Annotated in this window: 20 protein-coding genes; 7 read left to right on the forward strand and 13 right to left on the reverse strand. The window is 59.8% G+C overall.

Annotated features, from left to right (window positions below; all coding sequences use genetic code 11):
* Positions 1–90 precede the first annotated feature (90 nt).
* Together ACP7B9_RS03610 and ACP7B9_RS03615 are read left to right on the forward strand one after the other, a co-directional pair.
* A complete protein-coding gene (locus tag ACP7B9_RS03610; RefSeq protein WP_425860839.1) occupies positions 91–978 on the forward strand; it encodes a dihydrodipicolinate synthase family protein in 888 nt (295 codons plus the stop codon).
* Between the two features lie 29 nt (positions 979–1007).
* The gene (locus ACP7B9_RS03615) at positions 1008–2222 is read left to right on the forward strand and encodes an MFS transporter (protein ID WP_425860841.1); all 1215 of its coding nucleotides are present in this window, start codon (positions 1008–1010) and stop codon (positions 2220–2222) included.
* Positions 2223–2338: 116 nt separating this feature from the next.
* Here ACP7B9_RS03615 and ACP7B9_RS03620 read toward each other — a convergent pair whose 3' ends face one another.
* The gene (locus tag ACP7B9_RS03620) at positions 2339–2575 is read right to left on the reverse strand and encodes a hypothetical protein (RefSeq protein ID WP_425860842.1); all 237 of its coding nucleotides are present in this window, start codon (positions 2573–2575) and stop codon (positions 2339–2341) included.
* A gap of 255 nt (positions 2576–2830) precedes the next feature.
* Between ACP7B9_RS03620 and ACP7B9_RS03625 the strand changes: the two genes are divergently transcribed.
* Positions 2831–3508 carry an NADPH-dependent F420 reductase gene (locus ACP7B9_RS03625; RefSeq protein ID WP_425860844.1) on the forward strand — a complete coding sequence of 226 codons (678 nt, stop codon included), beginning with the start codon at positions 2831–2833 and terminating at the stop codon, positions 3506–3508.
* Between the two features lie 180 nt (positions 3509–3688).
* On the opposite strand, the gene ACP7B9_RS03630 is transcribed toward ACP7B9_RS03625, so the two are convergent.
* From ACP7B9_RS03630 to ACP7B9_RS03660, 7 genes are all read right to left on the reverse strand, one after another.
* On the reverse strand, positions 3689–4228 hold the full coding sequence (locus tag ACP7B9_RS03630; RefSeq protein ID WP_425860845.1) for a flavodoxin family protein: 540 nt from the start codon (positions 4226–4228) through the stop codon (positions 3689–3691).
* Positions 4229–4401: 173 nt separating this feature from the next.
* Positions 4402–6885 (reverse strand): Ig-like domain-containing protein, encoded by a 2484-nt coding sequence (locus ACP7B9_RS03635; RefSeq protein ID WP_425860846.1) that lies wholly within the window; start codon positions 6883–6885, stop codon positions 4402–4404.
* Positions 6886–6911: 26 nt separating this feature from the next.
* Complete coding sequence (locus tag ACP7B9_RS03640; RefSeq protein WP_425860848.1) at positions 6912–7538, reverse strand: hypothetical protein; 627 nt, start codon at positions 7536–7538, stop codon at positions 6912–6914.
* Between the two features lie 174 nt (positions 7539–7712).
* Complete coding sequence (locus ACP7B9_RS03645) at positions 7713–8183, reverse strand: pyridoxamine 5'-phosphate oxidase family protein (protein WP_425860850.1); 471 nt, start codon at positions 8181–8183, stop codon at positions 7713–7715.
* A gap of 259 nt (positions 8184–8442) precedes the next feature.
* Positions 8443–9165, reverse strand: a complete 723-nt coding sequence (locus ACP7B9_RS03650) for a VIT1/CCC1 transporter family protein (RefSeq protein ID WP_425860852.1) — start codon at positions 9163–9165, stop codon at positions 8443–8445.
* A 31-nt stretch (positions 9166–9196) separates the two neighbouring features.
* Entirely contained in the window at positions 9197–9637 is a 441-nt protein-coding gene (locus tag ACP7B9_RS03655; protein WP_425860854.1) for a universal stress protein, read from the reverse strand.
* The gene (locus tag ACP7B9_RS03660) at positions 9634–12102 is read right to left on the reverse strand and encodes a phosphoketolase family protein (RefSeq protein WP_425861757.1); all 2469 of its coding nucleotides are present in this window, start codon (positions 12100–12102) and stop codon (positions 9634–9636) included. The genes ACP7B9_RS03655 and ACP7B9_RS03660 overlap by 4 nt, the downstream gene beginning before the upstream one ends.
* A gap of 261 nt (positions 12103–12363) precedes the next feature.
* On the opposite strand from ACP7B9_RS03660, the gene ACP7B9_RS03665 reads away from it, so the two are divergent.
* The 3 genes from ACP7B9_RS03665 to ACP7B9_RS03675 all read left to right on the forward strand — a co-directional run bounded on the left by ACP7B9_RS03665 (position 12364) and on the right by ACP7B9_RS03675 (position 15604).
* Positions 12364–12873, forward strand: coding sequence for a universal stress protein (locus tag ACP7B9_RS03665; protein ID WP_425860856.1), 510 nt, complete (start codon positions 12364–12366; stop codon positions 12871–12873).
* 884 nt (positions 12874–13757) lie between these two features.
* Complete coding sequence (locus ACP7B9_RS03670; RefSeq protein WP_425860857.1) at positions 13758–14681, forward strand: universal stress protein; 924 nt, start codon at positions 13758–13760, stop codon at positions 14679–14681.
* 2 nt (positions 14682–14683) lie between these two features.
* Complete coding sequence (locus ACP7B9_RS03675) at positions 14684–15604, forward strand: carbamate kinase (RefSeq protein WP_425860859.1); 921 nt, start codon at positions 14684–14686, stop codon at positions 15602–15604.
* Between the two features lie 51 nt (positions 15605–15655).
* On the opposite strand, the gene ACP7B9_RS03680 is transcribed toward ACP7B9_RS03675, so the two are convergent.
* The gene (locus ACP7B9_RS03680; protein WP_425860861.1) at positions 15656–16138 is read right to left on the reverse strand and encodes a pyridoxamine 5'-phosphate oxidase family protein; all 483 of its coding nucleotides are present in this window, start codon (positions 16136–16138) and stop codon (positions 15656–15658) included.
* 187 nt (positions 16139–16325) lie between these two features.
* Between ACP7B9_RS03680 and ACP7B9_RS03685 the strand changes: the two genes are divergently transcribed.
* Complete coding sequence (locus tag ACP7B9_RS03685) at positions 16326–18047, forward strand: GAF domain-containing protein (RefSeq protein ID WP_425860863.1); 1722 nt, start codon at positions 16326–16328, stop codon at positions 18045–18047.
* On the opposite strand, the gene ACP7B9_RS03690 is transcribed toward ACP7B9_RS03685, so the two are convergent.
* The 4 genes from ACP7B9_RS03690 to ACP7B9_RS03705 form a co-directional block, all read right to left on the reverse strand.
* Complete coding sequence (locus tag ACP7B9_RS03690) at positions 18041–18742, reverse strand: response regulator (protein WP_425860864.1); 702 nt, start codon at positions 18740–18742, stop codon at positions 18041–18043. The genes ACP7B9_RS03685 and ACP7B9_RS03690 overlap by 7 nt on opposite strands.
* A gap of 234 nt (positions 18743–18976) precedes the next feature.
* Entirely contained in the window at positions 18977–19447 is a 471-nt protein-coding gene (locus ACP7B9_RS03695) for a pyridoxamine 5'-phosphate oxidase family protein (RefSeq protein WP_425860866.1), read from the reverse strand.
* Positions 19448–19591: 144 nt separating this feature from the next.
* Positions 19592–21235, reverse strand: a complete 1644-nt coding sequence (locus ACP7B9_RS03700; protein ID WP_425860868.1) for an ABC1 kinase family protein — start codon at positions 21233–21235, stop codon at positions 19592–19594.
* 11 nt (positions 21236–21246) lie between these two features.
* Positions 21247–22716, reverse strand: a complete 1470-nt coding sequence (locus ACP7B9_RS03705) for a DUF4389 domain-containing protein (protein WP_425860870.1) — start codon at positions 22714–22716, stop codon at positions 21247–21249.
* Positions 22717–23337 lie beyond the last annotated feature (621 nt).

The raw sequence follows: 23337 nt of genomic DNA on the forward strand, positions 1-23337 counted from the left end.
TAGGACCAACGAGTTTGGGAGGATAAACCAAGTAATAATCTTTACGTTGCGTTCGGCCCGGTCTGCGCAGCCACATGAAAGCAGGATTCCGTGTTCAATGGCCTTAGTGCATTCCCCCTTACTCCCATGAACGGTGACAGCGTCGATCTGAATGCCATGGCTAGTCTGGTGGCCCGCGCAGCTGAGGCAGGTGTGGACTCCCTGGGTGTCCTTGGATCCACAGGAAATTACGCCTATCTTTCTCGCGACGAGCGTCGCGCTGTCCTTGAGACGTCAGTTACTGCCGCCGCCGGCGTTCCGGTCTTGGCTGGTGTGGGGGCAGTACGTACGCGTGACGTGCTGGCGCTAGCCGGGGACGCGCATGATGCTGGCGCATCGGCGCTACTTTTGGCTCCGGTTTCCTACCAGCGGCTGACGGAGGCGGAAGCAATTGGCCTGTACGAGGACGTTGCCGCTGAATCAGCACTTCCCATCGTCGTCTATGACAACCCGGGTACTACCGGCTTCACCTTCACAGATAACTTGCACGCCCGCATTGCCCGTATCCCGGGAATCGCGTCCATCAAGATCCCACAGCCTCCTCCCGGAAGCGTTGCGACTCGACTGGGCATGCTCCGCTCAGGACTGCCGCAGGGAACAACAGTGGGCATCAGTGGGGACTGGGTCGCAGCCGAAGCGTTGCTTGCCGGCTGCGAGCTCTGGTACTCGGTCATCGCAGGTGTGCTCCCGCGGCAAGCAAAGACCATTGTTGAGCACGCAGCCGCCGGCCGCGCGGATCAGGCCCGTGAGGCATCAGCAAAGCTTGAGCCCTTGTGGTCACTCTTCCGAACTTACGGCAGCCTGCGGGTAACTGCAGCCCTCGCCGAAGATCTTGGACTCGTATCGTCAGCGCCGCTGCCCCGGCCGCTGCGCGGTCTGGACAGCGAAGGACGGGACAAAGTAGCCGACGCCATCCGCCTCATTGGGCTTGAGGCATAGTCGATGACGGTTCCTTCAGGGACGACGTCGTGAGCTTTCCTGTCAGTAAAATCCAAACACGAAGGGATCCGGGGGATCCCGCCCCGGGCGGTCTTGCCCGCTACGTCCTTGCAGCCACCTTGGCTCGAAGCGCGGACGGCGGTGCCGTCGTCGCCATTGTCCTGTTGGTAACCGCCAGCGGAGGTCCGGGCTGGCTGGCCGGAATTCTCGGCGCCTGCATCACAGCACCGCACCTCTTTGGCCCTCTCATTGCTAGGCGTCTGGACACCGCCCGTGATGGCCGAACAGTGATTGCTTGGGCCTGCATGGCTCACGGGATAACGCTGGCGGCCGCTGTTCTTTTGTATCCGGTGACCTGGCCGATTATCCCTGGATTGCTGCTCGTGGCCTCCGGCCTGGTTGGCCCGCTGCTGACCGGTGGTATCAGCAGCCGCTTGGCTGCCATCGCGGGCAGTGACAGGATCAGTCAGCGGCGCGCCCAAGGGTGGGATGTTGCGACGTACGGAATAGGGGGCACCATCGGGCCTTCCCTGGTGGCAGCTGTCTCGGCCTGGGCGAATCCCGGCTTGGCGGCACTGCTCCTCGCAGGCTCAACTTTTGTTGCCGCGGCAGTTGTCAGGCTTTTGCCGTATTCGCCTCCCGCGGCTGTTCCCTCGGAAGTACCCCGCCCCGGGCAGACACTGTTGATGATGGTCTCAAGCGGTCCCTTGCGGCGCACGCTCTACATGACTAGCGTCATCGCTCTGGCTGTCGCGGCGCTGCCCATCACCGCGGTAGCATCCACCGGGGAACTACGTGTTGAGCCGGCTGCTGCGGGAATACTCACCGCGGCGTATGGACTCGGCGGACTTCTAGGATCGGCAGGGGTGATGATTCGGCCCATGCGAACTGATGCGGACTCGTTGATGACGTGGCTGGGTGCCGCCGTAGGGGCGGCCCTATGCGGGGCTGCTTTCGCTGGGACCTTCCCAGCGGCCGTGGCAGCGTACTGCTTCGTCGGCATACTCAACTCCTATTTCTTCGCTGCAACCTTGGCTGCCCGAAGCGAGTATGCACCAGCGGCAGCGCGCGGTCAGGTCTTTATTTGGATCGGCGCGTCGAAGATCACCGCAGGCTCAGCCGGAACAGCATTGGCAGGGGCCATTATCGCGCCCGCAATCGACCTGCCCCTGCTCCTAGCATCCGGGCTTATCGCCGCGGCCGTATTCGTTTCGGTCCTTGACCGACAGCACGACGCCCAGTGAAATTCCCTCTCATTGTTACATTCCGTTGGCGGCTTTCACGATCCCGCATATTGATCCTCCTGCGGGACCGTCTGCTTCGTTGATGTCAGGTGAGCGGCAATCCGAATTTGGATCAACTACGTGCTCTCCGAGTCCTCGTCGTTCGCTATTTTTTCTATCCAGTCGATTGCTTCATCCGAGAGGCAAAATTCCTCTGGAACGTTGGATCCAACCCAAGAAGTGTCTGCCGTGGGATGGCCTGCTAGAGCCGTGATCTGATCAAGGATGGACGGCGGCACAACGTCTCCGTTGTTGTTGATCAACCATTGCTGGGTGGATGGGTTCAGAAGGGGCCACCAGTTCTCGATGTTCATGGCCTCATTCTGACACCAGGGCCCCTGGTTGGGAACCTTCAGTAGAAGGGCCGACGGCGAACACGGCCACGCCGGTCGGGATCGAAGGCCGTGGCGTCGCTCCAAAAGGGACTGAGCTGTCCCGGATCCCTGATACGCCTCAATCAACTGCGTCCCAAGGTTGACAGACGGATCGATCCGTTACAGCCTATTGATAACGATCCGTCAGACTGGGTTGAAGCTTTGCAACAGAAGAATCCACAAGGAGATCAACGCATGAAGACCGCCATCCTCGGAACCGGCAATGTCGGCCGCACCATCGCTGCGCGGCTCGTCGAACTTGGTCACGGTGTCACCATCGGCACTCGCGATGCCGAGGCCACACTTGCCCGCACCGAAGTCGACGGCATGGGTAACGCGCCCTTCGCCGATTGGGCAGCCGGGAATCCCGACGTGACCGTGACAAGCTTTGCCGACGCCGCTGCCGGATCCGAACTCATCATCAATGCCACCAACGGCGGTGCCTCCCTGGATGTTTTGGCCCTTGTCGGTGCGGAGAACCTGGGTGGAAAGATCATTCTCGACCTTGCCAACCCCCTCGACTTTAGCCACGGCATGCCGCCTACCCTGTTCGTCAAGGACACTGATTCCCTCGGTGAACAGATCCAGCGAGCGTTCCCCGCCGCCCGCGTCGTGAAGTCCCTCAACACCCTCAACGCGGACCTCATGGCGCGTCCTGACCAACTGTCGGAGACTAGTACTGTCTTCGTTTCCGGGAACGACGCCGATGCCAAGCAAACCGTCACCGCGCTGCTAAAGGAGTTCGGCCACCGGGACGTCATCGACCTCGGCGATATCACCACCGCGCGGGGCGCCGAAATGCTCCTGCCAGTCTGGCTCCGCCTCTGGGAAACGCTCGGCACGTCTGCCTTCAACTTCAAAATCGTCCGCTAAGCCGTACGGGATCGCCGCGGCAAGGAGCACCAGTATCGCATCTTCCCCGAATCCCAACTTCTGAAGAGTCACGGTTCGGGCAAGGGACTAACAAGAAATAACGGTGGGCAGATTCCACAAGACAACAGCACAATTGTTGGAAACGATGCACGATCCAGCGAGGCCTGTCGGGCGTGCGGTTCAGTGGTGGAGGAACTGTTCCATGGCTTTGCCAACGCTGGCGCCCCACTTGCGAGCCCGGGTCAGTTCACCGTCTTCAAGGGTGTTGTCTTTGGACACCAAGAAGCTCTCTGGTGAAATAACTTCGAGTGAGCCTCGTTTCGTGAGGGCGTGCTCGATGTGCCCTGACGCAGCCCCGGAAAGGATTTGAGCCATGTCCCTTCGGGTGTCGAAGGCCGCCGACAGGGCAGGCACAAGGTCGAGGTCTTTGATCCATTCGCGTACTCCTGTCCCACGCGCCAGCGGTTCGAGGGTCAAGTTCCTTGATTTGTCGTTGGCCCAGGTTGTGGCCTCTTCGCGTGAGGAGGGCCTTGTCATGCCATGCACATGGGTAGGGCCGCCGAGAACAAGCAAGTTGGCGGAGCGTGCGGCTTCCTTGGCCCGCGAGTCGTTGACGTTTGCGGTGGTCACAAGTCCGAAGGGGCCGAGCCCTTCAGCGATGGCCAAGGCAATCCTGCGGGTATTGCCAAACATGGATTCGTAAACAACGACGATGCTCATCTTGAGTACCTCTCATGGGGTGGTGAATGGTGCTGGGGATCCTTTCAAGAATTGCCTATCCTCGTGCGTACCGCTAGGGGCAAACGTCCCTGCCTTGGTGGGAGGTAGGGGTTCATTTCCGGGCAACTCTCAAAATCCATGGCACCCCTCGCATACCCAAGTATTCGTCGTGGTTAGAAGTCCCTGTCGAGTGTGCCGGATTCGGCTATTGGTGCGATGGAGCACGCAACGCCGGATGTGCTGGTGACCGACGACGACGGCGTCCACACCATTGCGACAGCTGTGCTGGCGGTGGTGAGATTCCCCGCCCCGCTGGTGGGAGCCGCCAGCGTCACGGTGATAACGGTCCTGGGGATGCCGGCGGTGGTCACTGTTGTTGCCGTCATAGTGGCGTTGAACGTGATGGTTTTTTTGTTCTTGGAGTAGTTCCCCTTCGTGTTAATCGAGCCCAGGTTGACGGTGCTTCCCGGCCGCAGGATGTCCACCATGTCAGCGTTGTTGCCCGTGCCGACGCCTTGGACGTTGCCGTCGCGCAACCGGACCGTCACGGGCAGGGCAGCGCCGGCCCATCCCGGGGTAACGGAAGCCAGATTGACCTGTTGGCTGTAAGTGTGGCTGAAGATGTCGCCGGCGTCGAACTTGCCCGCGACGCCCGTCCCGTTGGCGGCTTGGACGTCTGCGCCGCGCAGCGGGCTGTTGTCCACGCGACGCGATGCTACGAGGGCAGAAGTTGTTTCCTTGCCTGCACCGTCGGTGAGGACGGCCCGGAAATCGTAGAGTCCGTCAGTCGCGGTCCGTGTGTCCCACACACAGGAGTATGGTGTTGTGGCCAGGCTGCATCGAGTGGTCCACGTGTTCGTCCCAGCGGGCGATGAATGGATTCGGACACTGCTCACGCCCGCCGTCGAGTTCGCCGCTGCCATGAGGGTGGCGTTGCCCGTCAGATAGGCCCCGGGATCCACCACGGACACGGATGAGACGGTGTTGTCCACTACCCTGTTGACGACGGGGCCCGAGATTGTGCTGTTGCCCGCCGCATCCACGGCGACGGCTCGGAAATTGTAGGAGGCGCTGGCGAGGGTCACGGTGTTGAACTCGCAGGAGTAGGGCGGCTCTGTGGCAGTGCAGAGCTCTGTCCAGGTGCTGGAGCCCGTGCGGGCGTACTGGATCTGCACCTGACTGACGCCCGAGTGTTCGTCCGCTGCAACGGCCGCGAAGGTCTTGACTCCACGCAGGGGTGTGCCGGGATCGCTCATGGTCACCGTAGGCGCCAGATTGTCCACCAGCACGTCGGTAATGGTTTCCGAGTAAGTGGAAGTGAGACCGGAGACGGCCACGGCCCGCAGGTCATAGAAGTCGTTGGTGAAGGCGACGGTGGCCCAGATGCATTGGTAAGGGGAAGTCACTTTCAGACACAGCGTGTTCCACTTGTTGGCCCCCGCCAGGGAATATTCCAGCCGGACGTTGTAGGTGGTGGTGCCAGGGCTGTAAAGCGTGGCAGCAAGGTTCACGTTGCCGCGAACTATTTCGCCGGGGTCGGTGAGAACCACTGCGAAGGAGTTGGCCACGGTGGTTTGGACTAGAGCTGAGGTGGTGGTGAGGCCGGTGTTGTCTGTGGCAACGGCACGAAGACTGTAGCTGCCATCCGGCCCAGTCTGGGTGTTCCACGTGCAGGAATAGGGTTCGGCCGCCCGCGTGCAGAGTGTGGTCCACGCGCCGTTGGATGGCAGGTACTGAATGGCCACGCTGAGTATGCCTGTCCCGGCATCGCTGGCAACTGCGGTCAGTGCAACGCTTCCCCGGACTATGGTCCCGGGGCTAGTCAGGGTGACCGATGGCGGCTCCCAGTCCGCGGCCGTGCCGAAGGTGTTGCCGGCGTTCGCCGTGGTGGCCGTGAATGCCGCTGATGAGAACGATGTCGAGGTGACCAACATCAGCACTGTCAGGACTGCAACGAGGCCGACGGCGCTGCCAGCCTTCCAGCGCATGGAACGGGCGACCGGGGGAGGCGAAGCAGATTGGGGGGAGCCGCCGTCGTCTTCTTCTTCGCCCGTGTCTGTGTCAGTGGTCGCTGACTCTGCGGGGTCTCTGGAGGTGCGGGTGCCGTACACGGCTACGACGACGGCGAGCAGTGTCAGCACGCTCCACCACGCCAGTGCGGGGAAGTTTCCGAGGCCCAACCAGAGTCCAGGCAGCCCGATCGAAGGGACAAGAAGTCTTGCCTGTCCGGTGATCTGCGCGCGTTTGAGCGGTGTGCTGTCCACTTCGGCGTTGGCGTCGCCGGCGGTGACAAATGTGCCGTCCGGGTTTTCAGCAACGATCCTGTGCAGGCGGGTCTTCTCCACCCCGCTTGGCTCGGCCTCCGCGGGGCTGGTGAACTCCACCACGCCACCCACTGGGACATTCTGGGTGGAGCCGAAGCCGGTAGCGAGCACAACATCGCCGGCGCTGATGTGCGGTTCCATGGACCCGCTCTGCACCACGGTGCCGTGCCAGCCCAGCAAGGCGGGCACGACGGCTATCAGGGCAAGACACAACATCACGCCTAGATAAAGTCGCGATGCAAGGGACGCTGTAAAGAGCGTCCAGCCGTCTGCGGACAGCAGCGGGCCCTGCCAGGAGGGTTCCCGGGCGGACCCGGATTCCTCCCGGTTCACAGGTTAAAGCTGCCGTGGCCCGCCGGCTACGGCAGCTTGGGGGCGGCGTCGGACTGGAGCTCCCACACGAGGTCGATGCCTACGCGCGCACCCTGCAAGGCGTTTATCTCGTCCTGGCCCAGGCCGGTTGTATCGAACCGCCAGGTCCCGCGGTAGCTTTGGGTCTCGCCGGGTGTTCCAGCAGTTTTCCAGGAGGCACCACCGGTGGTGAAGTCGCGGTTGACCGAGGCCAGGGTGGAGATGCGCATCTCAGGCACTGTGTTGGCGGTCGGCGTGAAACCGGTGCAGTCGTTGAACGAGCCGCCCGTGCCCTGCTCTAGGTCGAAGAAGATATGGTCTTCCAGACCCTTGGCGCTGATCAGGTTTTGCGTGTAGGCCCGCACTTCGCCCGGAACGTTGGATTGGGATGTGACCACGATGCACTTCTGGCCGGTCTGACCGGGGACAATGTTTTCCACTGTGAAAGCGGCCGCCCCCAGGTCATCATCGGTGAGAACGACGTTGCCGGTGCTCCAAGAGCTGCCGGCATTTCGGGTGGAGGCCGTGAAGGCGGCTTGGGAACCCTGCCAGACCATCCCCCCGGCAATCAATACCGCAAGTGGAGCGGCGGCGAACATGGCGATCTTGCGGGTGCGCGAAGAGGGGGTTTTCATGACTGAGACCTGTCGTGGAACTGAAGTAGTTGAATTTCTTGCCTAGTTCGACAGGCAGACCCTCCCAGGTATCCGCAAGCCCCCAAGCCTTAAAACTGCCAACTGTGCGGCAGTGTCAAGTTCTCTCGTGACAGCTGTCACATTCGTGGCATGCCACCCACCAAGGTGGCCCCTTTATTCCAATCCGGCACGGATTGCGGCGGCTAGAGGAACATTCCAGGTCATGGAGGCGTCTAAGGTAAAGCGCCGGCCCGTCACAGTTTCTGGAACAATTCGGATCAGGTGATTCTTTCCGACGCCCTGCCAAGGAAACAATCCGCGAACGGTGGAGTTCAGCGCGGCGCTCTCTAGTGAGGCAGGCTCAGCGCGTCCCTTGACAACCACACTCCACGCTATGCCGAACTCAGCGCTAACGGCATCCGATTCCAAGGCGACATTCGCGTCTTCGCCGATCGCGTGCAGCTTGGTGCCGTCCCCTGTCCGGAAGATGAGTGATTCTCCATCGATTTTGTAGTTGACCGGGAACACGTCGGGGCGGCCGTTCACGGTTACGGCCAGGCGGCCGATCGAGGTCTCTGCTAGGAGCTTCCAGCATTGTTCGGTCGTAAGGATGTCTGCTTTGGGGGCCAGTGTACGTTCTCTCATGTATACGATTCTACGAAGATGCTCTCTGGCAAAACTAGGGTCCAAAGACCCAACTTCAAGGGCTCCACGGAACTCGTACGGCCGATCGTGGGGTCGCCGGTGGAGATGCTTGCCAAACTATAGCTGCCGATCTCGGGAGGTGTTCGTACGAGAATTCTGCCTTGGTACCTCGGCCCGTTGGACACCGAGATGGCCCGTGCTGAGGTTCGTTTGTGCGCTAGCTGGCGCTAGGCTTGACGCCGCAAGAGGCAGACCGTGGCTACATGACGCCGCTGGCCCCGAGGGCGCTGCCGATACCGTAGGTCGCCGCTAGGGCAAGGGCACCGCCAATGACGAGTCGCGTTGCCGAAGTCTTTTTGGAGCTGCCTCCGATGGCGGCACTCAACGTGCCCGTCAGAGCTAGGGCCACAAGGACGGCCAGAAACGTGACAGGTATACGCCACTCCGCGGGCGGCAACAAAATGGCGAGCAGGGGGAGGACGGCGCCAACGGCAAAAGCAGCCGCGGAGGCGTAGGCGGCTTGCCAGGGGTTGGCTTCCTCATGCTGGCTAATGTTCAGTTCTGCAGACAAGTGCGCCGACAGGGCATCATGGGCGGTCAGCTCGAGGGCCACTTGATCCGCCGTGGCCGGGCTGAGACCCCTGGCCCGGTAGAGGCCTGTGAGTTCGGCCAACTCTCCCTCCGGGTCTTCGAACAGTTCCTGACGTTCCTTCTCGATGAGGGCCAGTTGGCTGTCGCGTTGGCTACTTACGGAAACATATTCACCCAAGGCCATGGAAATTGCCCCTCCAACCACCGCGGCCACCCCAGCCACAAGAATCGGGGTGGCAAGGTTGGTTACACCGGCTACGCCAACCACCGTTGCGGCGACGGACACAATGCCGTCATTGGCGCCAAGTACCCCTGCCCGCAGCCAGTTCAACCGCCCGGCGATGTTGGCCGTGTGTGGTTCATTGTCATGGGACCCGAATAAGTTGCTCATTTGCCCAAGCTAGCAGGGCAACCCTGTGTGCTCATGCAGCAGTTGCGTGCACAATGACTACCGGGCAATGGGCGTGCGCTATGCAGGCGGCACTGACGGACCCGAGCAGTAGTCCTTTGAATCCGCCAATCCCGCGCCGTCCCAGGACCAGAAGTGTTGCGTCGCGGCTGGCTTCAATCAAGGTTGGGCGCGCTGAGCCCTGGACAAGGTCTGCGGTGAAGTTCTCCGGCCAGTCCAAGCCAAATGCACGCTCAATGGCCTTGTCCAAGCCATCTTGTGCGGCGCCCTTGAAGTCAATACTTCCCAGGGAAAAGGGGACCTGGTAAACGGTCGGGAAATTCCAACATGCCACGGCCTTCACTCGTGCACCCAGTGCAACGGCCAGTTTTTCACCTTGGCGCAGGGCTTCGATGGACGAGTCGGAACCGTCGACCCCGACGAGGACAGTGGCTGGTTCTTGTTCAATGCTCATGATGCGTCTCGGCTCTCAGTTGGGGGTGTCCAGACCCATTCGCGGATTTCCGGCATATCCTCTAGATGCTCGCGAATGTACTTCTCGTGGTTGGAAAGCATCGCTCGGCAATGCTCTGCCAATTCATGGGTGCCGTCAAAGTGCCCGCTAACCCGGTGCAGGGCCTCCAAGGCAAGGTGGTAGCGGCTCATCTTGTTGAGTACCACCATGTCAAACGGAGTCGTGGTGGTTCCCTGTTCGCTGTACCCCCGAACATGGAACCGCCCAGGATTCACCCGGCCATGTAAGAGCTGATGGAACGCGCGGGCGTATCCGTGCCACGCGACAATTACTTCACCGTTTGTGGTGAACAGTTTTTCAAAGTCAACGTTGGGCAGGCCGTGTGGGTGCACGTCCGGGGGTGGCAGCACCAACGCGTCGATCACATTGACCACGCGCACACTTAGCCCGGGAACATGATGTTGAAGCAACCAGGCTGCTGCCAAGGTCTCTTCTGTCGGGACGTCGCCGGAGCAGGCTAGAACAATGTCAGGCTGAGTCCCCGACGCTGGATCGTCAGCCGTGATGATGGAGGACTCGGTGCCAAATAGGGCGCTGCGGTGGGTGATTCTCGTGCCGGGTGTGTCTTCGTTTCCGGCCCAGCTCCAGATGGAGGCACCCGCGGCAGCATGCCGGCGTGCGTCATCTAGGTTCAAATATTGGGGGTGGGCCTGCTTGTCCACCACCACCAAGTTGACGTAGTCCTTGCTGAGCAGGACATGTTCGGCTACCGCCAGCAAAGTGTTTGAATCTGGTGGAAGGTAGACGCGGATAACAGAACCAGAGAGGGAGAGCACCGTGTCGATCAAACCCGGCCCCTGATGGCTGAATCCATTGTGGTCATTGCGCCAACAGGTAGAGGTGAGCAGGATGTTTAGGCTTGGAACGGGTTGCCGCCACGGCAGCCCACGGGCATGCTGGAGCCATTTTGCATGTTGGATGGTCATGGATGCGCTCACCATGGCGAAGGCTTCGTAGGTGGCGAACAGGCCGTGCCTCCCTGTAAGAATGTATCCCTCAAGCCAGCCCTGGCAGAGGTGCTCGGAGAGGACTTCCATGACACGACCACTCGGGGACAGGTGGTCGTCGCCGTCCCGGGCCGACCCCATCAGGCATCTTTCGGTGACTTCAAAGACGGCGCCCAGACGGTTGCTGTTGGTTTCGTCCGGACTAAACAGCCTAAAACGGGGGTCCTGTGCCGTGTCTGTGTAGATGTCACGGAGCATCTCACCCAAGGGTCTTGTGGTCTCGTGTTTCATGGACCCCGGCGTGCCTACGTCCAATGCGTAATTTTCCAATGGACGTATTGGTAGAGGTGCCACATCAGGGCCGCCGTTTGCCCACGGGTTGGTGCCCATGCGTAGATCCGCATCTGGGGCTAGGGCAGCCAGCTCGGGCACCAGCTGGCCTTGCGAGTCAAAGAGTGTTTCGGGATTGTAGCTGCGCAGCCACGCTTCGAGTTGGGCCAGGTGGGTCGGATTTTCGCGAACTCCTGACAGGGGTACCTGATGGGCACGGAACGTCCCTTCCATGGCAACACCGTCAACAAAGTCTGGACCCGTCCACCCTTTCGGGGTGCGCAGGATTATGGCGGGCCATGCTGCAGGGGCGCTGACACCATTCTGGCGCGCCTGGTTTTGAATCTGGACAATCTGGGCGTGTGCGTTCTCGAGCGCTTGGGCCATCATGGGGTGGACCAGTGCAGGATCACTACCGGAAACCACCACGGGGTCCCAGCCGTGTGCGCCGAGCAGCGCCATGACCTGCTCGTCGGATTGTCGACCGAGCACGGTAGGGCCGGAGATCTTGTAGCCGTTGAGGTGAAGTATGGGGAGAACGGCCCCGTCCCTGCTTGGGTTGAGGAAGGCCGGTGCCTTCCACGCACCCTCCAAGGGGCCGGTTTCTGCTTCCCCGTCCCCAACAACGCACGCAACTATCAGTTCCGGGTTGTCCATGACGGCTCCGGTGGCATGCGCCAGAGAATAGCCCAACTCCCCGCCTTCATGGATGGAACCGGGCGTGGCGGGACCCACATGACTCGGTATGCCTCCGGGGGTGGAAAACTGCCGAATCAACCGACGCAACCCCTTGGGATTCTGACTGACGGAGGGATAGATTGCAGCGTAGCTCCCCTCCAGATAGAGATTTGCAATCACTGCCGGTCCACCATGTCCAGGCCCGGCCACGAACAGGACTTTGGCCCCGGTATTGCGAATGAGCCGGTTCAAATGGACGTAGATCAAGGACAGTCCGGGGCTGGTTCCCCAATGGCCCAGCAACCGCGGCTTGATGTCTTTCGGCGTAAGGGGAGAAGTTAAAAGAGCATTCTCTTGAAGGTAGATCTGAGCCACCGTCAGGTAGTTGGCAGCATCCCAGTACCGGTTAAGAAGCTCAAACTCCTCCGTGGTTTGTCCTGTGGCCTGTATGGGTTCGGCATCGCTTTGCGCTTCATGGCTGCTTTGGGCGAGGTGGCTATTCAATGCTGTCTCCGTGTCCTCATGTGGTGGATCGGGTCCAAAGAGCAGGCCCGCGGACGCAGGAAGAACACGTCCGCCAACTAAAGAATGGCACTATCCAGATCCGATGGTTAGGGACTTTTGACCCTGTGCGGCAGCCCTCGCCAGTGTCGATCATTGAACTGGAAAGACATTGAGAAAAGCGAAAGCGTGAGAAAGATGGATCAAGCCATGGAAGAAAAGACAGTCCACGAGGGTTCGCGCATCGTGGTTGGTGTGGACGGCTCACCCGAGTCCGTGCAAGCCCTAAAATGGGCGCAAACGCTGGCGCACGCACTCGACGCAACCATCACAGCCGTCACCGCCTGGCACATGGAGACGGTCTTTGGCTCGTACATAGTCCCTGATTGGGACCCTGACGAAGGGGCTCGCCAGATTCTCAAGGACGCCGTGCAGGATGCATTTGGGGGCAACCCGCCCGAGGGATTTAGCGGGGTGTGTATTCGCGGCACACCCGCCAAAGTGTTGATGGAGCACAGCAAGTCCGCTCAGATGCTCATTGTTGGCTCCCGTGGACATGGTGGGTTCGCGGGGATGCTGTTGGGCTCAGTCAGTTCAGCCTGTGCCGAACACGCAGGCTGTCCGGTGCTGGTGGTTCATGGCGAGAGGGATGCATGGAAGGTGCCGGTGTCGGTGGGTGCAAGCCATGAGGACGATGACGGTCCCGCCAGCGACAGCTGAGGCGGCTCGCCGGCTGAGCGTAGTTGGCCCCAACGCGTTGCGCACGCAAAAGACCAACCCTGGTTGGTGCGGGGAAGGCAATGTCGCAGTCCCATCTTGAACCTTTTGATTGTCACGGCAGGGCAGTCCTTGTTCTTGGGGGATGCCACGAATTCGGTCGTCATTGCTGTCATTTTGTTGGTGAGTGGTGGTTTATGGTTCAGCAATGAATTTCGAGCTGAACGGGCCGCCGAGACTCTTCTTTCACGCGTTACGCACACGGTTGTGGTCCTTCGGGACGGCACCGCATGCCAAATCGACGTGGTGGATTTAGTGTCTGGTGACGGGGTTCGACTGGGATCGGGTTCGATCATCTCGGAGGAGAGGGCCCCTGCTCCATTTTTTGGGGGTGGTCTCCCTGAGTGAGACGGCAAAATGTCTCTTCATGGGGACTGTGGTGCAGTCCGGCAGCTGCGCTGGAGCTGTGGTCGCCACCGGCGGTCGTGCCGAGTTCGGCACGACCGCTTTGGGCTTGGGGGGAGCCTCAGTCACAAACTGAAATCCAAAGCGGTCTTAGACGGTTCTCTTGCCTACCGTTGCGGGCGGCACCCTTTGGCGTGGTGGCCCTTGGCACTTACCTGCCGCGCCACCCGTTGGCCCGGTGCTGGGATGCGACCCGCTGCCTGTCCCGTTTTTCCGGACCCACTCGTCTCAAGATTGCCACCTCGCCACGATTAGTACGGGCGAAGATTAGGGTCTTTGGACTCTCTTCTCAACAAGCAGTAAGCCCTAGCGTTGGACATAGCGTCGTAATTCATCACGGGCATTGTGCATCTATATGGACACGCCATGACCTGGTACAAACACAGAAAGGGCAACGACCAATGGTCCTAGAACCTCAGATAATGGTGGGTGTGGATGGTTCACCCGCCAGTCGCGCTGCCATCGAATGGGCAGCGCGACGGGCCCAGCTACAAAAACTGCCCCTCCTGCTGGTCCACGCCGTGCCGGAGTACTCGGTCTCGCCCGAGAGCATTGAATACCAGAGTCTCCGGGCGTCCCTAGTGGGCATGCTGGACAGTGAAGCCAAGAGTGTGCGCGGCTTTGCCCCCGACGTGGAGGTGCGCAGCAGCCTCCATTATGGCGAGCCTTCCCAAGTGTTGGCAGAACTTTCTGCTCGTTCCTCCATGGTGGCGGTCGGGACGGACAGAACGGCCGATGGCCACAGTGGGGGATTCGGCACGCTCAATTTTCAACTTGCCATGATCGGCCGATGCCCCGTGGCAGTCATCCCGACGCGGCAGAGTCCCGCGAACGCCGGCGTCGTGGTTGGTATTGATGGTTCCCCCGAGTCCATTGCCGCCGCGTATTTTGCAGCCGCAGAGGCTGCACGCACCCGGCAGGAACTCACCGTCATTTGTGTCTCACATTCCCCGGCAAGGTGGGCCCATCCCAGTACCGATGGATCCGAGAGAACCCAGCAGATTGGCAGGCAGGGGCGCATGATCTTGGAAGCTGTTGTGGCCGCTGTGCGTGCCCGGCACATACACCTCACAGTTTTCGATCGATTCGAGCAGCACGATGTGCCGGCTCGGGTGCTGATCGAGGCCGGGAAGGGAGCCGCCATGCTCGTGGTGGGAAACCGTGGCAGGGGAGCCGCACACCATGCGCTCATGGGCTCGACAACGCAGGCCCTCCTTTTGGAGGTTCCGTGCCCCCTTATCCTTACCCAGCAGGAAGAGGCAGGCTCAGCCGCCCAACAGTACAAGGACCACGGCGCAGGCAAGAGAATGTTTGCGCCTGCGCAGAGTTCCCCAGGGGGGTTCTAGGCATGCGCCTTGTCTTGGCCATTGGCGGTAACGCGCTTCTTCACCGGGGAGAGATACCGGATGCCAAGACCCAGGTCGCCCGCCTAGCTTTGGTAGCTCCGGCACTGGCGGCACTTGCAGCAGAACATGAGGTGGTCATTGTTCACGGCAATGGTCCGCAGGTGGGATTGTTGGCGATGGAGACCGGCAACGACAGCTCGCTGACTTCCCCCTACCCTTTGTGGGATTTGGTTGCTGAAAGCCAGGGACTGATTGGTTTCTGGTTGCAGGAAGCATTGGGTCATGCGGGCTTGGCCAAGGATGTTGTTGTGCTCGTCTCGCGAACTCTTGTGGAGCCCACAGATCCGCGCCTTTTGGAGCCCACGAAGTTTGTGGGATCACTCTATGACGAGTCCAGCGCGCACGCTCTTGCAAAGAAGCATGATTGGACTATCGCAGCCGATGGTCCCGGTTGGCGCAGGGTGGTTCCGTCGCCGCTGCCCATCCGCGTTCTTGAGTCCGCACAAGCAATCTCCCTGCTCGACGCCGGTGTAACTGTGGTCCTAGCTGGCGGGGGCGGAGTCCCGGTTGTGCCAGATGAGCCCGGCTTTCGTGGGATCGAGGCGATCGTGGACAAGGACTACGTAGCCGCCAGGGTCGCCGTCGACATTGATGCGCAGATGCTGGTCATTTTGACGGACGTGCCTGGAGTCATGAGCAATTTTGGGACGCCGAACCAAGAACTCCTCAAAACCCTGAAAATCCAGGACATCGAGGGGAACCGCTACCCGGACGGTTCCATTGGGCCCAAAGTCTGGGCCGCAGCGGACTTCGTGACTGCCAGCGGCGGGCGCGCCCTCATCGGTTCCCTGGACAATCTTGACGCAATCATGAATGGAAAGAGTGGGACTGAAATCCTTGGGTCTGGCAGCACGGCACCCTAGTAGTGGCATTCTTGGCCGGCATGAGTTCCAGCCAGACGGCTCGGGCTGGCGCTACTCGAAGGAGGCACGCCGTGCATCGGATAATGGGGTTCTCCAAATATCAGGTCGGGTGACCTTGAACCTCCGGCCGCTGAGGTTTAGTGGCAGTATCCGCATCAGGTGGTTCTTGATGCCGCCCTGCCAAGGCTCAAGTGTGAGGTTTTCCGCCTCGGCAAGCCCGGAGCCAGCCCTGATCGCAATGACCGTTCCCCGCAGAACTACGCTCCACGCCTGCTCGGCTGATGGATCGTAGCCATCAATTTCAAAGGCAACAGGTGTGTTGCTCGTTGAGCCGTGCAGTTTGGTGCCATCGGCAGTTCGGAAGACCAGAGAGCCGTTGTCCACTGCATAGTTGATGGGAAAAATGTCGGGGTGAGCATCGGCAACAACAGCCAGGCGCCCAATGACCTGTCCACGCAGCAATTCCCAGCATTGGTCCTTGGACAGCGACTCAATCTCCGGCGTTGTCCCTGATGGTGGCGTCCTAATAGTCATGAAATCGACTCTAGGCCTCTTGATCTTGGGAACGTAGGGTCTAAAGTCCCCAGCTCCTGTATCTGAACGGCTGAACCATTCCCGCCGTGTGCGGACGTCAGGCTGGCAACGGGGTAGCCTGTGAGTAAAGGCGGGGCTCTTTAAGTTTTTTGACACAACGGCTGATGGCCGTTCGAAGGTGGGTCTGGTGCAGGATTCTGATGCGGACAAGGCGGTGCCGCTGTTGCCGGCCGCTGCAGGTACCCGGATTGAGGACTTACTGCGGGAGTTCGTAGACCGAGCTGGCGAATTGCTCTCCACACAGGAAAGAATGCGCGGCTTGCTGGCGGCCGTGGTTTCTGTGGCTGAGGATCTCAGCCTAGATGCGGTTCTGGAGAGGGTGGTTAAGTCAGCCTGCACTCTTCTGGACGCACGCTACGCAGCGCTGGGAGTCATCGGTGACGATCAATCGCTGAGTCATTTCATTACCGTTGGCATAGATCAGGAACTCAAAACCAAGATAGGTCCCTTACCCACCGGACATGGTGTCCTGGGACTGCTGACAAGCGACCCGCACCCGTTGCGCCTCCACGATTTGCACGATCACCCCGCCTCCTATGGTTTCCCGGAACACCACCCGCCCATGGTGACCTTTCTGGGCGTTCCCGTGCGAGTCAGGGAAAGGGTCTTCGGGAACCTCTATCTGACAGAAAAGGCCGGGGGTGGAGATTTCACCGCTGAGGATGAGGAATTGGCAGTAGCCCTAGCAGCCGCGGCAGGGGTCGCCATTGAAAATGCCCGCTTGTTTGAAGATGCCAGGCGCCGTTCACGTTGGCTGGAAGCGTGCATGGATGTGACAGGCAAGATGATGGATGACGAACGTAACATCACTGAAAGCAGCCTGGACATGATTGCTGCCACCGCCTTGACGGAGTCGGACTCTGCCCTGACCATGATCGGCGTCTCATCCGATGGCGGACCTGAACTGTATGTCGCAGCGGCAGCCGGTGAGAGAGCGCCGCTACTTGCTGGCCGTTCGCTCGCTTTGGACTCTCCAGTGATCGCGGAGGTATTGCGGACCGGAGTACCGACTGTGTTCGCCGATGCCAGCGACCTGCTTGGTGAAGTTGAAGGTAAGGCGTTTGGGCCAATCATTGTCATTGCCTTGGGACCTCAAGGCGATAATCAAGGGCTGCTGATCTTGGCGCGCAGTCAGGGTTCCGGAAGCTATTCAAAGGTCGTGATCGAGATGAGCGCCGTGTTTGGTTCCCACGTCGCTTTGGCCTTGGAACTAGCTAGGACTCACCGGTTGCGTGAACAGATCATGATATTCACAGACCGGGATCGGATTGCCAGGGACCTGCACGACGTGGTCATCCAGCGCCTCTTTGCCGCAGGCTTAAGCATTCAGAGTTTGCAGCGGTTCATTACGGACAAAACGGCGTCCCAGCGAATTAGGGCTGTCACCACAGAACTTGACGAAACTATTCGGGACTTGCGCAATACCATTTATTCGTTGCGGGTCAGCTCCGGTGAAACTGAGTTGCTCAGCGACCTGATCCTAAGGACAGTTCGCAATGCCGCCAAAACGCTCGCCTTCGCGCCCCGGTTGAATTTGGCCGGGCCCATAGACTCTGCGATTTCCGAGGAAACGGCCAAGCATCTGCTAGCGGTGCTGTCCGAAGGGTTGAGCAACGCAGTTCGGCATTCTGATGCAGGGGCAATTGAGGTGTCCGTTGACGTCACGGCCGAGCATGTGAGCGTCACCATTGACGATGACGGAATTGGTGTGGGGGATCTGACTCACCGAAGCGGGCTGCTCAACATGGAACAGCGGGCCGAGATGCTACACGGAACTTTAGAGCTTGAGAGCGGCGAAAATACTGGAACCAGGCTGATCTGGAGCGTGCCGGCCGCGGATGCTCATTGACGGAGGTCAGGTGCCTGCTGCCATCGTGTGTCTGTAATGAAAATGGCAGCCTGCGTGCGTCGCTCAAAACCCAGTTTTGCCAGCAGTGAGGACACGTAGTTCTTGACTGTCTTCTCGGCCAGAAACATTTCACTGCCAATCTCTCGATTGGTCAAACCGCGTCCTATTAGTTTGAGTACGCGCCCTTCCTGCGGGGTCAGGGCGGAGATCCTAGGATCTGTCCGTTCAGGCTCTGCAAGGCCCTGAACTACTTTCGCTAAGACATCGGGGTTGAAAAGTGTTTCACCCTTGGCGGTGCGACGCAGGGAAGAAAGTAAATCCGTGCCGTCAATTTCCTTCAGCACATAGCCGGAGGCGCCAGCTAGGACAGCGCCACGCAGCGCCTGTTCGTCGTCGTAGCTGGTGAGAATCAAGCATTGCAGGGTTGGATCCACCGACCGGACATCACGGCAGACCTCTATGCCCGTGCCATCGGGCAGCCGGGCATCCAATACCGAAACGTCAGGATGCAGGGCCGGGATGCGCCTGGTTGCTTCCAGCGCGGAGCCGGTGGACCCAATAACTTTGAAGCCCTCACTTTCGAGCAGTTCTTTGAGTCCCCGCCTAACAAGTTCGTGATCGTCGAGGATAAAAACGGTGATCGGTGCCGGTGTCGTGGTGATCTTTTGCGGTGCGGAGGTAACTAGCCCATCCATCGTCTTCGTTTCCCTCCGTAGTCGTGGTTCCCGCTGGGGGAATCTTCTTGCTTAAAGATTGGCAGTGCATGATGCTGTTGCATCCATCCTGCCAGTCTGTCTTACTCACGATTGACAGCCAAGGGCACAAAGTCCTCAGTGCCGCTCGGGTCATTTCCGCTGCCAACGTTCGTGATTTGTTCCATGGCTTTGTTGCCTTTCGGAGAAGCACTGCAGCTTTGAGGTCCAGAACTATTATTCCGGGCTGGTACGGGGTGCTGCGGCTTGGGCTGTCCACCACTGCGCTGGATCGGCCACCGTGAATTTTCGGCCCGTGATTGATGTTGGCTCAATGCGGACAAACGTTTCCTTGCGTCCGGATTGCCAAGGGAAGAGCATAATCGAAAAACTGTCCAAGACATCTTCCGTTGCCTTGATGGGAACTGCACTGCCCTTGGCCACAACGCTCCAAGCGATACCGCTGCCGCGATCGACTCCGTCAGCCTCAAAGGCCACGGGGGTTTCACCAACGGCCGCGGAGAGCTTGGTCCCCAGACCTGTGCGAAACACAAGTGTTCCGTGGTCCACCGCGTAGTTTATGGGGAAGATATCGGGATGGTCGGTGACCCAGACCGCCAGTCTTCCTACAGAAACGCCACGAAGCAGTGCCCAGCATTCGTGGGCATCTAGTTCCTTCGATGAGGCATTGGCTGGTTTGTTCATCATGGTCTGAGCCTAGGCTGGCAGGAGCGGCGCCAATAGAGTCCAAAGACCTGCTGTTGGGGGAGCGCCCCGGCGCATTTAGGGCGAGGTTGAGCGGGGAATTTTGTGGCTATTCAGGTCCCCACGGCGACCAAAGCCTTGGCTGAACTAGCGCTTGCCACCGCCACTGCGCCTTGCGGTCCACGTCAAGTAGCCGCCTAACGCCGTGACCACGCCAACACCGCCAGCAACCAGGGGGTTTTGCCATGCCCTCAGACGATTCCGGTCGGCTGCCGTAAGCTCTCCAATTCCTCGAACAAATGCTGCGACTATCATCCCTGCAATTAAGCGATTTCCGATTCTTTCGGCGCGTGTCACCAGAGGCCCCAATTCCTCTGAGCGCAGGTGAACCTCGACGCCGTCATCGAGAAGATCGAGCAACTTTCGTAGCTTTTCGGGTAGATCAGCGCCGAGGTCGGCGGCGTCCAAACCCCATTGGGAGAGGTTGCGCAGGAGAGTGCGTGGATTCGCCCTGGCTAAGGCCAATCTTCTGGCATAGGGCTTAACCACCGTGCCAAGGTTGAAGCTCGGATTGAGCCGCGCTCCCAGTCCTTCTGTCATGAAGATCATCTTGGTTAGCATGGCTATTTCCCCGGGTAGCTGAAGATGGTGATTGCGCAGGAGAGCTAGCATTTGGGTGGCCAGAGGCGAGATTTCGATTTGGCCCAATTGGCGTCCCTGATAGAGCCGCATGAAGCGCAGAATGTCTTGCCGCAACAGGCCGCGATCTGCGGTGGGTCGGTTGATCGAGAGTTCCAGCAGTGCCCTGGCGATGCGGTCGGGGTCGTCAATGCTGAATGCCAGCAGTAGTTTCCCCAGGTGACCCTGGAGCTCGTTGTCGATTTCGCCCACCATGCCGAAATCGATCAACGCTATTCGTGAAGCCGATTCAACAAAGAGATTTCCCGGGTGGGGGTCGGCATGAAAGAATCCGTCCTCAAAGATCATCTTGAACGCGGCTCTGGCTGCCAGATCTGCCAGGCGGGTTCGCTCGAGGGCAGGCATGGCGAGAACTTCGACGCCGTCGATCTTCAGGCCAAAGATTCTTTCGATGGTCAGTACCCGGGAGGTGGTGGTGGACCAGAAGATTCTGGGAATATGAATGCTGGGGTCGTCGGCAAAGTTTCTTGCAAATCGTTCCGCGTTGCGTCCCTCTTGCAGGTAATCGAGTTCGGCCCGAAGTGTTGCGGCGAACTCAGCGGCAATTGCCTCAAGGTTGTAGTCCGCTACCGCCGTCCAGTTCCTGCTTGCCTGATGGGCCAGGTTTTGAAGGATCTCCAGATCTTCCTGAACTTGAGCAACCACGCCCGGCCGCCTGACCTTGATTACAACGGCGGTGCCGTCATGAAGTGTTGCTGCATGGGCCTGGCCAATCGAGGCACTGGCTAGTGGAGTAGCGCTAAACGTTTTGAAGAGTTCTTTAGTCGTCCCACCCAGCTCCTGTTCGATGAGTGAGGTGATGATCTCTGCAGGAACTTCCGGTGCCCCGCTTTGAAGTTTGGACAGTGCGCTGAGATAGTCAGGCGGAAGGATGTCGGGCCTTGTGGAAAGCACCTGTCCGAGTTTGATGAAGGTTGGTCCCAATTCTTCCAGTGCGCGCCTGAGCCGTTCGGGAATGGAGAGATCTGTGGGCTTCCATGGTCCTTGGCCCAGATGTAGCTGGCCAAGACCCATCTTGGCCAGCAGCGAGCCGAAACCATGCCGTGCCAAGATTTCCGCTACCTCGGCGTACCGCTCAAAATGGTTGCCCATGAGTGCTCCCATCAGTGGTGATCCGCCCCGGCCGGCTCATCGGGGCCCTGATCCAAGCGGAACGGCGGGTACTCATCCCGCAGCAAGAGGGTATAAGTGGCGACGCGGTAGATCCACCGGTTGACGCCCATAATGAGACCAAAGAGCGGTCGTTGGTATCGCCCGGTGAACAGGAGCCCGACGGCGGCAATGAGCACCAGAATGCCGAGCAGGGAGAACCCGACCGTACGGCCGTAGCCCGATTGCCAATCACCGCTCGGGTCAGACATGGACCACGCCGCACTGGTGAATATGGCTATAACCAATAGGTGGGGGAGGACCAAGATCCACCACTTGACCAGCACTAGTCCATGGGAGAGTTGACGAGGGTAGTCAACCTCGAAATCGGCGGGATACTCGGTTGCGGCAAGGGTGAAGGGTGGGTACTTGTCGGTGGCCAGCGCCGAGTAGGCGTAAAAGGTCACTCGCCAGTTCCATCTCAGGACTCCGACGTTGAAGTTGAAGAGCGAGCGCGGGTAGCGGCCGGTGAACAGGATGGCGAAGCCGGCAAAGATTGTGGTGATGACCAAAGCGCACCACAGGAAAAACAAGACGATCATGTGCGGCAATGTCAGAAGCCACTTGACCAGCCACAGCCCCCTGGAAAGCTGCGGGTCAAGCTGTCCGGTGAGTCTCGCCGGATAGCCATTCGCGTAGGCCAGCTCGGTCGGGGACACGCCGTCGCCCGTGACCGGATTGCCAGGCGTCGGCTGCCGGGACGAAGGGTGCCGTCTGCCTAGGCCCACGGCACCCAGGGTGATCAAGCCCGCCCCGATGATCAGGGCTGCCAGCCCGCCCGTCAACAACGCAGGTGTGATCGCTCCGAACAACTCGGAGTGGAACCCGGCTGACATGTTGACGGTGACACCTGGGGTGGCATCGGCGTTCATGATCACCATGACCCAATCACCACTGCGCAGGTCCATGGTGACTTGCTGTGCCCCGGTCCCGGACGTTTGCACAGCCCAAAAACTTTGCTCCCCGGGCGGCTCGGGTGCGGCCTGCCCGGGAACATCGCTGTAGCTCACCCGGAACGGCCGGGTTTCGACGCCGGTGATGACTGTTGCGTGCACACCGTTGAGATAGCTCTCCACCTCCGACTTGGGCCCAATCCCAATGAACACCTTGCCCCCTGGCGCAGCGGAGGCGGCACTAAGCCGAATACTGCCAAGGTCAAAGGGAATCGCCTCGACCCCAAGCTGGGCTGGAGGAGAGGAGAGCGCATAGGAGGTAGTGGCGAATTCACGCGTCCCGGAAGTGAAGTAGCCCTGCGAATCCTGCTGGGAACTCACCACAGCCGAGGCCACGCCACCGATGACCCCGCCGGCACCAAATAATGCCAGCAGCGTACCGAGTACCAGTGCCACCACGAACCCAGCCCCTCCACCTTGCGCATCGCCTGAAGGTCGATTCGAATTGTCAACAGTCGACTTGCTCGTCATGCCTCACACCTCTTTCATCACCTACCACTGTGTGGCTTCCGCTGCGGCGTCACTAGAGGCTAAGGTCACGGCTAAGTGCCCTGATCGAGCCGTCCTAGTCGTTGCGTCGGGTCTCACCATCTAAGCTTTTTCCCCGCCGCAGAGTTGTCACCATGTGCTCCAATGCATCGCCCACGTCGCTGACATTGACGCAGTGAGCAGAAAAACCGTCACACTCGAGGCACGAATAACTTAGACCCACGGCCCCGGCATGGCCGCACAAACATGGAGCTACGGACTCTATGAGCAGGAATTGGCCAGTTCCGCACGCCTGGCACCACGGGCGCTCCACGGCTCCACAATAAATCCCCAATTCTGCTATTTGAGCCACAGGGCACAACCTTTCCTTCCAATCCGGTTGTGTGGCTCGAATGAGACGCGTTAGGTGATCAACCCTGACTGGTGACTTCATCGTGGCAGCCACACGTGAGTATCAACAGTGCCATTCGTCCCTTCATCGCACACCGCAATGCCGTCCCCGAAGTGTGAAAATCGCATGTTTTCTGTACTCAAGAATTGCTTCAGTCATTTATTGACTATTCCTAAGGCCCTAGTAATGCGTTGGCCCTCACCCTAGGGTGG

It is taken from the genome of Arthrobacter sp. TWP1-1 (assembly GCF_049897845.1).
In the GTDB taxonomy this organism is placed as follows: domain Bacteria; phylum Actinomycetota; class Actinomycetes; order Actinomycetales; family Micrococcaceae; genus Specibacter.

Bases quoted from the DNA above. Each gene is read 5' to 3' on its own strand.
- ACP7B9_RS03620 (WP_425860842.1), bottom strand. From the start codon at position 2,575: ATGAACATCGAGAACTGGTGGCCCCTTCTGAACCCATCCACCCAGCAA.
- ACP7B9_RS03625 (WP_425860844.1), top strand. From the start codon at position 2,831: ATGAAGACCGCCATCCTCGGAACCGGCAATGTCGGCCGCACCATCGCT.
- ACP7B9_RS03630 (WP_425860845.1), bottom strand. From the start codon at position 4,228: ATGAGCATCGTCGTTGTTTACGAATCCATGTTTGGCAATACCCGCAGG.
- ACP7B9_RS03640 (WP_425860848.1), bottom strand. From the start codon at position 7,538: ATGAAAACCCCCTCTTCGCGCACCCGCAAGATCGCCATGTTCGCCGCC.
- ACP7B9_RS03645 (WP_425860850.1), bottom strand. From the start codon at position 8,183: ATGAGAGAACGTACACTGGCCCCCAAAGCAGACATCCTTACGACCGAA.
- ACP7B9_RS03650 (WP_425860852.1), bottom strand. From the start codon at position 9,165: ATGAGCAACTTATTCGGGTCCCATGACAATGAACCACACACGGCCAAC.
- ACP7B9_RS03655 (WP_425860854.1), bottom strand. From the start codon at position 9,637: ATGAGCATTGAACAAGAACCAGCCACTGTCCTCGTCGGGGTCGACGGT.
- ACP7B9_RS03665 (WP_425860856.1), top strand. From the start codon at position 12,364: ATGGAAGAAAAGACAGTCCACGAGGGTTCGCGCATCGTGGTTGGTGTG.
- ACP7B9_RS03670 (WP_425860857.1), top strand. From the start codon at position 13,758: ATGGTGGGTGTGGATGGTTCACCCGCCAGTCGCGCTGCCATCGAATGG.
- ACP7B9_RS03675 (WP_425860859.1), top strand. From the start codon at position 14,684: ATGCGCCTTGTCTTGGCCATTGGCGGTAACGCGCTTCTTCACCGGGGA.
- ACP7B9_RS03680 (WP_425860861.1), bottom strand. From the start codon at position 16,138: ATGACTATTAGGACGCCACCATCAGGGACAACGCCGGAGATTGAGTCG.
- ACP7B9_RS03690 (WP_425860864.1), bottom strand. From the start codon at position 18,742: ATGGATGGGCTAGTTACCTCCGCACCGCAAAAGATCACCACGACACCG.
- ACP7B9_RS03695 (WP_425860866.1), bottom strand. From the start codon at position 19,447: ATGATGAACAAACCAGCCAATGCCTCATCGAAGGAACTAGATGCCCAC.
- ACP7B9_RS03700 (WP_425860868.1), bottom strand. From the start codon at position 21,235: ATGGGCAACCATTTTGAGCGGTACGCCGAGGTAGCGGAAATCTTGGCA.
- ACP7B9_RS03705 (WP_425860870.1), bottom strand. From the start codon at position 22,716: ATGACGAGCAAGTCGACTGTTGACAATTCGAATCGACCTTCAGGCGAT.